Below are 13,600 nucleotides of genomic sequence, written 5' to 3'. Positions count from 1 at the left end.
CACCCGTCGCAGGATCAATGCTGTAGTAGCCGTCCGGATTGTTAGTCAGGCTGTAAGTCAGCGTATCGCCTTCGGCATCGGTCGCATTCGCATCCGTCACCACCATGCCTGCCGTCGCACTGTTTTCCGCAATGCTGGTCAAGCTATCAGTGAAGCTCAGTACCGGGGCATCATTCACAGGGGTCACGCTGACGTTCACTACGCTGCTGCTGGTACCGCCATTGCCATCTGTCACGCTGTAGCTGATGGTGTCTGCACCGGTGTAGTTCGCGTTCGGTGTGTAACTCAAGGTACCGTCGCTGTTGATCGTGACCGTACCATGCAACGCGCTCGCTGCAGTAACAGTTAACGTATCATTTTCAGCATCCGTGTCATTGCCCAGAACAGTAATGGTGGCTGCAGTGTCTTCAACCACAGTTGCTGTATCTGGATTGGCCACAGGTGCATCATTAACTGAACTAACCATAATGGTCAACGTACCAGTATCCGTCAACGAACCATCTGTAATGGTGTAGTCAACAGTATCAATACCTGTGAAATTCGCTGCTGGCATATACACATACTGACCATCTTCCGCGATCACAATCGTGCCGCCTTGTGTAGTCGTGTACGTACCTGCAACTGCAGTGAAACTACTGTCAACATCACTATCATTCGCCAATAGGCTGACTGTTGAAGTAAATACAGTATCTTCAACAATGCTGATCACATCATCTATTGCAACAGGAGCAGTTTCCTTTACTGATACCGAATCACTATCACCCGCTGCCACAGCCAATCCCACCAAAGGAATCAAAGCCAGTAACCAATACGGATTAAACTCATAGGCAGCTGCAACCAAAGGTTCACCACCCAATGCCTGACCAGCACTGACTTCTTCAGCCAGCATACTTACAGCATGTTCTTGCAAACCACTTTCCGGCACATAGGCATAATAACTGCCATTTTCATGCAGACCGATCAGTAAATTACTGGTCACCCCATCGTGACCATAGTAATCCTGAATAATCAGGTCAGCATCAAGTGGATCTGATGAACCGTCTTCAAAACCAATATGCAAGTCATTGCCCACACGCTTAATTTTAATATTTTCAGGGGCAAATTGAGTTGCATCATCAATCAACTCGTAATTGACATTTTTTTTGGCCTGAATAATCACAGGCTGATCGGGTGTTTTGGTAACTTTCAGAGTTGAAATTATTTTCTTAGCACTATGTAGTTTTACAGTAATGGTTTGATTATTCATAAGATTAATCCTGATCTGCTAGCCAGATTTTAAAAATTTATTAGAAAGTTCAATTAGATTTAAAAAGTTTTATTCAGCTTTAATGCCGTAAGTAATAATTTCTACACGTCGGTTAGGCAGATCACATTGCTCATGAGCCAGCTTGTCTTTTGCATAACGACTCTGACAATCACTGACCACCAGGTCTTGTTCACCGCGTCCTTCGACTGAAATATTCTGTCTAGCCACACCATACATTGTCAGTAAATTACGCACTGTTTCAGCACGTCGCAAAGATAACTGCTGATTAAAAGCTTCGGTTCCTACAGGATCGGTATAGCCAAGAATGCTAATATGGCTAATCTGACTTTGTTCATTGATAATTTGATCTGCGATTGTTTTAACTTCTTCGCGACCTTTTTTTAATATGTCATTTGGGCCTGATTTTGCATAAGCAAATAAGGTATTTGCCTGTAAGGTATATTTCTTCAAGACAGTTTGGACAGGGACATTGACATAGACTGGTTTTGCACACACCTTATTTTTTTCAACACGTGGGAGCGTATGAGTTTGTTCACGAACGGTAGGAAGGATCTGCTGGGCCTGTGCTTCTGTTAATGGCTGAATTTTAATAGACTGATTAGCATCCTCAACAAGTTTAAAATACTGAATTTTCCCTGCAGGCAAGTCATAGACCTGAGTTTTCTGCCGTACCTTTGAATAATCCAGCTCACTTTGGGTAAAAGCAGCACTCATTTGAGTCGGATTTGCACATACAGGCAGCATTTTATAACCGCCCGGTTGAAGCGAAGTTAAATACTCTCCTTCCAGAAAAATATTAACGGCTGGACCATTGAATGCATTTTCCTCTCGGAGAAAAACTGCCATTGTTTGATCCGGTCTAATATGATCAGGCAAAGTCATAGATGCAGGATTAAATGTTTTCCAATGCTCTAAAGGAGACTGATTATTAATAGAAGCACATCCCGACCCAAAAATAGAAAGCCCCGTTATTAAAACTAATTTTTTAATACTCATATCCCACCACCCTTCAGCCCTTAAAAAAGCAAATCCAATGTAAAATTATTAAAAAAAGTATGGATTTATGTGACTTAATTCACATTTAAACTTAATAATCATATAAAAAATATACTCAAAAAAATAGTATAAAAATCATCTTTTTTAATTTATTTATATCTCTTTTTATTAATAGAAAAAAGGGGTTATTTCCATTTGAACTTAAATAAGAATAATTTTTATTAATATTAAGTTTTCTTGAGAGTTTTATATTAATAATTTACAATAACTTGCTTATATTTATACGTGATAAATAATTTATGTAAAATATGATTCTAGTTAATTAAATGAATATTCATGGTACATAAATTACACTTTTAATACATTAATTACATAAAAAATATACCAAATAACAAAAGCTTCTACCAAAGAAATAAAGTTAAAAATATACATTTCATTGCAACTTTGTGCTGAATAATGAAGTAATCAAAGTAAGTCACTCAAAATCACGCACCCGGTTTCAAGCTAGAAAACGAGATTCTTCTCTGCATACAGCATTGAAGTAAACACTAAAGCTTGTTCGATTTGTTTTGATCAAAGTGTTGCTGAAATGATACTGACCTCTAGACGAGACCTATATATTCAAGCCTGACTACTGCAGGTTGATATTTTTCAGCTTTCCAAACCATTCCCTTGAAGATAAAAACTTAAATGTTGTGATCCTAAACACAGCAGGCATTCCTGTTTAAAAACTGCGGCTGTAGTCTCCTTCAAAGATTCGATATTTTATAAACCAAAATCACTTCTAAGTTGATTTCCCCATCATCGTGCTGTGTATTTTTAAGATGCATCTCCTCAATTAAACCTAGTAAAGCCCAGCAGATACTGACAGGAAGTTTTCAGCTCATGCATGTCTTATCCAATCTCAAGTCAATAAAAAAGCCAAATTTCATAAAAATTTGGCTTAAATTTTTAAATTAAAACATATTTTTATTTAGCGTTCCTGCAATGCCTGCTTCATACGGGTAATCGGCTTGATCAGGTATTGAAAGATGGTTTTTTCTCCAGTCTTGACATCCACACTGGCAATCATACCGGGAATAATCGGCATGGATTGTCCATTTTTATCCGTCAGTGAATTTTTATGGGTTTCCACTAAAATCCGATAGTAAGCTTCGTCTGGATTTAGATTCAGTTCACTTGGTCGCGCCTTGTCACGTAAGGTATCAGGACTGATCAGGGTTACTTTACCTTCTAGTCCACCATACAGCGAATAATCATAAGCAGTAATTTTTACAATTGCATCTAGCCCCGGACGGACAAATGCCACATCTTGCGGACGGATATACGCTTCAACCAGTAATTTGTCATCGAGAGGAACAATTTCCATAATGTCTTGTCCCGCCTGAACCACGCCACCCAAGGTATTGATTTTTATATTTTTCACAATCCCTCGTAATGGTGCCCGAATTAAGCTGCGGTCTACAGGGTCGGCACGCATCGCCATATTCTCTTTGGCCTGTGCCAGTTCCGATTCTATGCGGACCAGCTCGTTGTTGGCATCGGCGGCATACTGGTTGCGTTTTTCATTGATTTGCAAAGCCAGATCTGAAGACTGCCGACGCATACGCAGCAATTCCACTTCTGACATTACCCCTTCTGCAACCATCGGTGCGGTAATCCCAATTTCCCGGTCCAGCATAGCTTTACTTTGCTGCAAACCGGATACGGCATCATCGACTGCACGACGACGGGCTTCATAAGCGGCACGTTCACGACGCTGCAAGTCCGGACTAATCCCTGCAGGAAATTGAATGGCGGTGCCGTAAGATTCTGCTCGCAAGCGGGCTGCCATGGCTTCCAGGTTAGCCACCTTGGCTTCGCTTTCACGTAATACTGCGGCACTCCGGGTATCATCCAAAGTGAGGAGAATTTGCCCTTTTTCGACCACATCTCCTTCTTTGACCCGCATTTCCTTGATGGTTCCCGGATCCAGGCTTTGTACAATTTGTTCACGACTGGTTGGAATAACACTGCCTTGTCCCCGAGTCACCTCTTCAACCGTACTGTTATAGGCCCAGATCACGAACACCACCAAAAACACAAACAGCAAACCGATCATCCAAAATAACCCGCTATGCTTTTCTTTTTGCAACGCAGCATTCAGATCATTCACCAATTTCAGATCTTTGGAATGTATCTTTTCAGATGACTTGGTTGGATTATCCTTCATACATTTTACTCAATATTATGTGTGTCTCTGGCTCGGGCTTTATTAATTCAAGTCAGATTTAGGCCATCGGATGCTCTGTTTCAGCTATCTGGGCGGCATTCGTATCAGTCTGCGTCGGACTGTTGGTTGCCACTGAACCCGCCATAGCCGCAGGTCGAATCACCCGTTGTGTCGCTGTACGTGCTTTTTGCTCATTTTGTGTCAACTTTTTAAGCACGGCATCACGCGGTCCATCCATGACAATTTTGCCTTGATCCATCACCACAATTCGATCGACAATGCTTAACACCTGCATCCGGTGAGTCACAACCAACAGAGTTTTGTCTTTACACCATTGTCCCAGAGCTTGTAGCGCCTTCTGTTCTGTGCCTTGATCCAGCCCTGTAGTGGGTTCATCCAGAAGCACCACTTTTGGATGACGCAAGGTCAGACGCGCCAAAGCAATAATCTGTTTCTGCCCGCCAGATAATCCCTGTCCGTCCTCACCCAAAGGCATATCCAGACCTTTAGGATGGTTTTGAATCATCTGCTCCAAACCAAAACGTTTCAGTGCATTAATCAAATCCTGGTTACCGCTAAAACCATCCTGACGGGCCAGATCCAGATTTTCGCGCAAGCTGCCTAAAAATAAGCGCGGCGACTGTCCCAGCATCGCGATCTGGTTGCGCAGATAATTCGGATCAAGCTGTCTTAAATCAACGCCATCTAACGTGACATTGCCCTGACTCGGAGTAAATAAGCCACTGGCCAGTTTCAGCATGGTGGTTTTACCACTGCCAATTTTACCCAAAATCCCGACTTTCTCACCCGGCTTCAACTGCAGACTGACATTTTTCAATACCTCTGGCATATCAGCCTGGTATTTGAAACTGACCTGCTGCACATTCAGCTCACCTTCAACCCGATTCAGACTGATATATTCCCGCTCTGGATCACGCTCAATTTTTCGGTCAATAATGCTTTGTAAACCTTGCATCCCCACTTTGGCTTGTTGAAAGCGAATCGCCAGGTTGGCAATTTGCGCCAAAGGAGCCAGCGCACGACCCGATAAAATCACGGCTGCAATCAACGCCCCCATGGTAATTTTAGAATTGGTATCAGGACTATGAATCAGATAAGTCCCCACAATCACCAAAATCACCGTATTGAGTTGCTGAATACCAACCGAAAAATTCACCACAAAATTGCTTAAATCACGGGTTTTAGTACTTGAAGCTGCACTGCGGGCTGTATAAAAATCCCACTTTTCTTGCGCCCAGCTGGCAGCATTGTTGGTTTTTAAGGTTTCAATCCCTTCAATGGCCTCAACCGCCAAGCCTTGTCGTTGCGAGCCTTCACGCATGGACTCATTGATATAACGTGCAAGAGGACCTTGTGCCAAAAAACCCACCAACATCACAATGGGGATCAGAATTAAAGGCACCAAAGCTAATTTCCCAGCAATCAGCCAAATCACGGTGATAAATAACAGTAAAAATGGTAAATCCACCAAAACCAGCAAGCTGGCACTGGTCATAAAGTCGCGTACCGACTCAAACTCACGCAAGTTGTTGGCATAAGCCCCTGAAGAGGCAGGTTTTTCCGACAAATCCAGACTCATCACCCGTCTAAAAATCGCCGAACTGATAATTAAATCTGCTTTTTTTCCTGCAATATCGGTTAAATGCCCACGAATCATCTTAGCAACAAATTCAAAGAAAATTGCCAAGATAACCCCGATACTCAGCACCCACAGTGTTTCATAAGACTTGTTTGGAATTACACGGTCATAGACGTTCATAACATAGAGCGAACTGACCAATGCCAAAAAGTTGATAATGAAAGTCGCCAAAATGACTTGATAATAATAGGAACGGAAACGCCAGATCACCTTCCAGAACCAGGCTTTAGGCATATGATATTCGGGTAATTCTGAACGTAAATCACTGGCCAGTTTTGGCTTGATAAACCAGCAATATCCCAAATAGAGCTCATCAAGTTGTTGTTGAGTGAGTTTCTGCTTTAAACCATCGGTCTGCTGAATTTCATAAACTCGCTCATCCCCCACACCATCAATATGGGTAATCACTGCTGCGTGTTCATCTTTAAGCACAACCACCACAGGCATGGCTAAGGACGGAATATCCTGCAAATTTCGCTGTGCCAGGGTATTGTCAAAACCATGAGTTTTTAAGACTTCCCCCAATGAATGATAATTGACCTGCAGGTTCTGATCCTGGGTGACCTGTGCCATAAGCGTAGCAACAGAAATAGGTGTTCCCAGAAGCTGGGTCACTAAAGCGATATGTTCGATAATTGATTTCATGAACTTTTTGATAACCTTTTTTATTCTGTCGCAATGCTGGATTAAAAGTTAAGGCTGTATCGACCAGGTCGTGTCGCTCGAACCCTTCGCCCATGTTGAGATTTTTCCCTGTGCCCGCAAATATGCCAAGGCTGCCATACGAAAATCATTTTGTGCCGTTACATAAGCCATTTCCACTGCAGACAGCTCATTATAGGCATTCAGTACATCAACCAAAGTCTTTCGTGCAATCTTAAATTGCTTTTCATTGGCAATCACTACATCACGTGAAGCTGCGATTTGTTGTCGGGTAATCTCCATTGTTTGTTTGCTTTGAAACATATCAATTTCTGCAGTTCGGGCACGTTCTTCTATATCTCGCTGAATTTGCCCTAATCGTGCATTTGCTGCCACAATCGATTGTCCACCCTGCTCTACTGAATATTTTGTCGCTTGATTAAACATATCCCACGACATGCTTAAATAAACTTGACGATCTTCAGTGGTGACATTTCCTTCTAAATTAATACTTGGATAGCGTTTGGTTTGACGATATTTATGTTCGGATCGGATACTGTCCAATTCAGCTTGTTGTGCCTGAAAAGAGGGATGCTGGCTGGGATGGGTCAAACTATAACGATTCACAACATCCGTGACGGAAAGATCGGCAAATGGATCACGCAATCCATCTGGAGAAACATCAGCTGTATATTTTTTCAGATTACTTAAAGCAAAGCCCAGCTCACGCTGTAAACCGCTGATCATATGTTCAACCTGCATCTGCCGGGCTTTAGCCTGAATCAGTTCAGAACGACGTCCCTGATCATATTTCACAATAATCCCAATATCCTGGGTGAATTTATTGTGGCGTTCCAGACTCCGGTTTTGTACAACTAAGGACTCTTGGGCACGCAAGGCTTTAATATATTCACTGCCAATGGTGTAGCCTAATTCTTCTGAAGTTTCACCAATTTTTTCATGAAAATACGCTGATTTGCTTTTATCGCGCTCGACCTGCGCACTAATGGCTCCAAAAGAATATAAATTCAGGGTGCCACGTAAACCCGGCGTGAAGTCTTCACTGGCATAATCGGTGCGATCTTTATGGGATTGACCCAGGACTTGATTTGCGGTCACTGCCAAAACTGGATAATGCAAGGCCTGTGACTCTTTAACTTTACTGATCGCCGCCTGCTCATTGGCTTGCGCTTCAATCATCAATGGATCTTGTGTTAATGCATTCTGTAGCAATATTTTGAGATCCGCTGCATAAACCGGGGAAGTCAACATTAATGTGGTGAACAGCACCATCACCTGATTTTGAGGATATCTCACAACAGATCTATGACTTTTTTTCATATTCAACTTTAAGTGATTATTACATAAAAAATAATGATGACTTTCAATAATTAGCTTTAAGATTTCTACTGTGTTCTAATCAAAAACTCGGTATTAACCATCCAAATTAATGTGAAAAATATCACATTAATTAGAGCATTTTCGGATTTTAAAGCAACAACTCATTAAAATACAGACTAAACACATGAAACTTTCATTAATTTTTTGCTCTATTATCAAGTGACTATATTTTTTAAGTAGGTAACTTTATCCCCTCTTTTTTCCGGAATTTTAATTCTATTCCTCAACAGTAAGCCTCTTACATCAATGATGCAAATATCCATTTTTTGATCATGATTTGTACCGTCAACTTGCAGGATTTATACATAATTTATGTATAAAATCGATCAGCTCAAAGAAACTGAATCCTATCTCTTTCCCAGATCCAAAGCAGACACCTTGTCCGCCTGAGTTTGAGTATAGTGAACAATTTTCTGGATTATTTTAGCCTATAAACTTACATTCAACGCAATATCATCAATTTGTCCAATAATTTTATTTTCCAGCTTTTTGCATTATTTTTATCCATTCTAAAATGGATAAAAACAGCTGTTTATAGACGTTTAACACAAAAAATTAAAGTGATAAGTCAAACAAAAAAATGACTCATCATATGAATAGAAATTGATTAAAAAAATCCCCGCACAAGGCGAGGATTTTTTTAATCTATACTTTTTAACAGGTAATTATTTACCGCCAAAAACGTATGATACACCTACACGACCACCAACTTCGTTACCGCCGGAAAAACCTACCGCAGCACTTACAGAAGTACGACCGTCAGCAAATACGCTAGCAACACCTAGAGCACCAGCAGACTCACCTTCATAGTGACCTACACCACCAAATACTGCAAATTGACCAGCACCGATGTTAGGGATTTGTTGTTGCGCAGCTAAAGCAATAGCGATACCACGGTAAGAAGTTTTCTCTACATCATCTACACGTGTATTTAATTGGTTAACACGACCACTGACATCATTGTAGTATGATCGTACTTGACCAAGGTTTGCCGCGTCAGAATCCGCAACACCATTTGCAACATTAGACACAACGGTATTATTGGCATTCAAACCATTTGCAGTGATAGACACGCCATCTACAGAAATTTCACCCGCACTGATTGTGGTTGAACTGGTCTGAGTCGTAGTACCTGCCACTGTTTTTTCAAGCTGAATACCAGCAACATCATCTGTGCGTTGTTGTGTAGTTGTGGTTGTAGCACCAGCAGCAGTGATATTTGTATCTGTTTGAGTCAGCTCATTAGATTCCTCAATACCAAACTTATCTACAACTGTTGTTTCACTCTTAGCCAATACAGTTTGAGAGCCGTCACCCGCAACATTGGTTTCAGAACCATAAACTGTCAAGGTTGCGCTTTCATCACTACGTTGTTCATCTTCATAACCACGAACAACCGTTGTAGATGTGGTTACACCAGCCTCTGTCTGACTTAAACTTTCTTGACGCTGAGCAGCCTCTGTAGACCGAACAGCTTGTGATGCCAGTAAACCAGTAACCGTATTGAACTCAGTTGATGCAAATTGACCATTAGTTGCATAAGTATCTGAATTACCTGTTACAAGATCAGTACGTGTTGTGCTCTGTGAATTGGAACCAGTTTCAGTACTATTTATATCACCAGCTTGATAGATTGTTTCCTGACTATTCGATGCCCATTGTGATTCTTCAGTCTGTGTAGCAGAAATATAAGAAGATGTACCATTTCCATTTTCAGTTACAACAAGACCTAAATCGCTAGCACCTTCAGCATACAATTTTTCATTGCGTTGCCAGTTATCTTGAGCAGCAAAAGCTGTATTAGCCAATAGATCTTCTTGAGTCCATTGATATGATTCTGTCTGGTTGGTTTCTTCTACCAATTCCTGACCAGGTTTATATTTAGTGGTATTTTCAGCATCTTGATGTGCATAAGTATTAATCTGAGCTGCTGTTGCAACACCCTCAACATCAGCAAATGTAACACGTTGGTTTTCGTAGGTATTAGAACGAGAACCCTCCCACTCTTTATCAACTACATTCTCATTATAAACGGTAATTGCTTGATCAGAAGTCCATTTATCAGAGTCAACAGAACCATCTTCATAAGTCGTAGTATATGAATCTAGTGATGAATCTGTAGATTTATAGAACTCATCTTCATTATAACGCACTGACTCTGTTGAATTTGAGGTATTCAATTGGTTATACGTTGCATTTAGACTCAAACTAGTTGGATCAGCTGCATCAGCAACCTGTACCTCAGTACGGATTTCTTGACCATTTTTATCCAAGCCCAGAACTACATAATGATGGATATCACCATTATCATCTACCCACTGATTAACATCATTCAGAGTAATTGGCGAACCGTCAAATTTACGGGTGAAGCCTGAAACCACCTGATCTTGTGGATTAGTAGAGACCACGACTTCAGAACCAATAGTAGTTTCATCACGTAGATCACTACGTACTAAGTCACGATCAACTTCAATATTTTCCTGCATATTCGCAGCATAGTTTAATGATTCATATTGGTTGTTTGTGATTTCATGAACTAAATTTCCGTTCCCATCAACAGTTTTTTCATGATATTTTGAATCGTAAAGCGAACTTTGTAATGCAGTATCTTCCCCATTATAGTACATACTGCCCAACAGCATTGGCTGATTACCGCCTAAATAATCATATGGGAAAGGGATTTCCTGATTACCAGTTGCTTTTACAATATTATAATTTTCACCTTCCGCATTATGGGTAGGTTGATAATATGCGTCCTGCTGGTTTAGCTCATAAGTACCTGTGGTAATGCTATCAGTATTGAGCTGACCATCTTTTTCTGAAACTTCACGTGACTTCCAGCTTGCATCAAGGTTAAGCTGACCTTCCCAAGCCAGATTGGATTTACCATCATTATAGACGGTTAAATCACTTGTTCCATTCTGGTTATTGTAGCTTACAAAATTATCAAAGATATCAGTTTGCTGGTAACTATTAGATTGCTGACGAGAGAGTTCCAAATCTTTTACACTAACATCATCATAATTGGTATATGTCGATGTCCGAGCGCGGGTTACTTCTTCAATATTAGACAATTCTACATTATCACCTTGTCCTTTAAAGGTAACGAAATCACCAGAAATATCATCATATTGGTAGTTAGCATCTTGCTCGGTAGAAGAACGGCTACGATCTACAACCAGTAACTTGCCATCAGGATCACGGCTAGTCTCTACGCCATTTTCAACATCTGAATTATATGCCGTTAAATTAAAATTACGCTCACTGGTATCTTCTAACACCACATAACTAGTTTGACCGTCAACCTGTACTGGTTGACCATTTTGGTCATAGGCAACCGCATTATCCTTATAATTTCGAGTACGCTTACTTTCTATAGTATGATCAAGTACTTGGTTATCATTATAGTCAACTGCTGTTCTGCTACTCGAACGTGTTTCTTCAAAAGCACCCGCTTTTTTGGTTAGATCGTATGCTTCAAAGTTATCCTCAGTCAAAGTCCCAACATCTGCTTCTCGAATAGTAACAGTCCCAACAAAAGGTATAGATAGAGTACGAGTTTGCGCTGTACGAGTTACCAAGCCATTCGCACTATAATATGAAGACGTATCTACAGTTCGTGAGTCTTCTTTTGTATTATCGGTCAGGTTCCAATCAGATGAATTAGAAGTGGTTTCAACTGTACCTTCACGTGTCTCACTATAACGCTCAACCCCCGGTTGACCAGCTACTGGTTCAGGAGTGCCAGCCGATATAACAACATTCGAATCTTGTACTTCAAGAAAGGTTTTATTACTTGTAAAGTTTGTGTCAATTACTGAAGTAGAATAGCCTTCAGATTGCAAATAACCACTGAATGGACCTGTAGGCTTAAAGCGTGTTTCTGGAGTTGTTACTGTTGCAGCCAAGGCATTCCCTGCAACAACCGTTAATACAGCTGCAGCTAATGCTGATTTCTTAAATGTCATAGATTTGTCCTCTTTCAATTCTTATAAAAAGACTGGTTTACCCTAGGATGTTTGCAAACCAGCAAAACTGGGACGAAAATTTGGATACTGAAAAATTCCGTTCAAAGCATCAATTTCGTACAAGGCCATAATATACAAAAAAAAACATCTTTATCAATCAATATTTGATTTATATTTATAATAATTACATATTTCTTAGCAAGAGAAACACCATAATAACAATAAAATATATTAAAATCATCTATTTAAAATAAAATATCAAAAATCACATCAAAATATTTTAAATCAATACTTGATATATTTTGTAACTATGAGGTATTTTTAGGCGATAAATCAAACCAATAAGATCAATTTATAAATTTTTAGCGGTGGCATCAGTTAGCACCATTTACAGTCAATTTTTATGAAAACAACTCGATTGAAATTAGAGTCTGTGACATTTGCTGTGCAAAAAAATAGCGAGAAAGTAAAATTTAATTACCAAACCAAATTCACTTCTCGCTATGACTCGCACAATACTGATAGATCAACACTGGTCTAAGCTGAAAGCCTTGCGGAGCAATACACCCATCCCTAATTTTGATATTTATCTCAACCATAATCTTCGAAATTTTATTGAAGCTATCCCATATAGAATTCACACAGATTACGCATGAAGAGATTTGCTAACAGCATTTAGCAAACCCAACTCAATATTTAGAAAGTTTACACAGCGGTCAAAAAACAATAAGTTATTAAAAACATTTAACTTAATTTCTTTTGATGCTGATCTGGAGTGGGTATTTATTGATGCAACCCATGTGCGTGCTCATCAGCATGCCACAAGCATCAGAACCCAAGCTATTTCAAAAAGCATGGGTGGTAATAGCTCTAAAACTCATTTAACAGTAGATTCAAATGAGAACCCTATTCAATTTCTAATTCATGACGGTACAAGTCATAATGTGAAAGTAGCAACAGCCTTGGTTAATCCCATAGGTCTAAAAGATACTGATGTGCTTTGTACAAATAAAGGATATGATGCGAACTTATTTAGAGAAAAAATATAAAAAAACAATAACTAAAGAAAATATCTTACAAAATTCAAAACCCAATCGCATAATGATTACAAAGATTGGTACTTATATAAAATTAGAGACTTAATTGAGAATATACTTGCAAGACTGAAGTAATTTAAAACTATCGCGACAGGTTATGACAAGCTAAAGAGAAACCATTCAAGTTCTGTTGCCTTAGTTTGTATATTTATTTGGCTACCATTATGAAATATCAACACACCAAATAAAAAATCAAGAAAACGATTAGAAATCTACTGTATGTACAGATTGATTGATATTATTAAGCTCTGAAAGATACAAACTTTCGCCATCATTAAATCCAGCATTCAAATCATTTCACCAAGGATCAAAATCACATAAATTAAATGAAAAACTGTAGCACCACCCTAAAAAGAG

At 39.8% G+C, this 13,600-nt stretch carries 6 protein-coding genes and 1 pseudogene; 1 reads left to right on the top strand and 6 read right to left on the bottom strand.

The window, feature by feature from the left end:
• From FTU91_RS05770 to FTU91_RS16570, 6 genes are all read right to left on the bottom strand, one after another.
• On the bottom strand, positions 1 to 1,246 hold a 1,246-nt coding region (locus FTU91_RS05770; protein ID WP_180081320.1), incomplete at its 3' end, for an Ig-like domain-containing protein.
• Positions 1,247 to 1,315: 69 nt separating this feature from the next.
• Positions 1,316 to 2,113 carry an OmpA family protein gene (locus tag FTU91_RS05765; RefSeq protein ID WP_180042303.1) on the bottom strand — a complete coding sequence of 266 codons (798 nt, stop codon included), beginning with the start codon at positions 2,111 to 2,113 and terminating at the stop codon, positions 1,316 to 1,318.
• Positions 2,114 to 3,236: 1,123 nt separating this feature from the next.
• A complete protein-coding gene (locus FTU91_RS05760; RefSeq protein WP_180081318.1) occupies positions 3,237 to 4,475 on the bottom strand; it encodes an HlyD family type I secretion periplasmic adaptor subunit in 1,239 nt (412 codons plus the stop codon).
• Between the two features lie 58 nt (positions 4,476 to 4,533).
• Positions 4,534 to 6,780, bottom strand: a complete 2,247-nt coding sequence (locus FTU91_RS05755) for a type I secretion system permease/ATPase (RefSeq protein ID WP_180081316.1) — start codon at positions 6,778 to 6,780, stop codon at positions 4,534 to 4,536.
• Between the two features lie 48 nt (positions 6,781 to 6,828).
• Positions 6,829 to 8,094 (bottom strand): TolC family protein, encoded by a 1,266-nt coding sequence (locus FTU91_RS05750; RefSeq protein WP_180081314.1) that lies wholly within the window; start codon positions 8,092 to 8,094, stop codon positions 6,829 to 6,831.
• A gap of 749 nt (positions 8,095 to 8,843) precedes the next feature.
• Positions 8,844 to 12,146, bottom strand: coding sequence for a YadA-like family protein (locus FTU91_RS16570; protein ID WP_257221660.1), 3,303 nt, complete (start codon positions 12,144 to 12,146; stop codon positions 8,844 to 8,846).
• A 503-nt stretch (positions 12,147 to 12,649) separates the two neighbouring features.
• Here FTU91_RS16570 and FTU91_RS05740 point away from each other — a divergent pair.
• Positions 12,650 to 13,411: pseudogene (locus FTU91_RS05740) on the top strand (IS5 family transposase).
• Positions 13,412 to 13,600: the final 189 nt, after the last annotated feature.

Source organism: Acinetobacter sp. YH12201, from assembly GCF_013418145.1.
Lineage (GTDB): Bacteria > Pseudomonadota > Gammaproteobacteria > Pseudomonadales > Moraxellaceae > Acinetobacter.
Note: the sequence above shows the minus strand (reverse complement) of the source record. Positions and strands in the feature narration are given on the sequence as shown.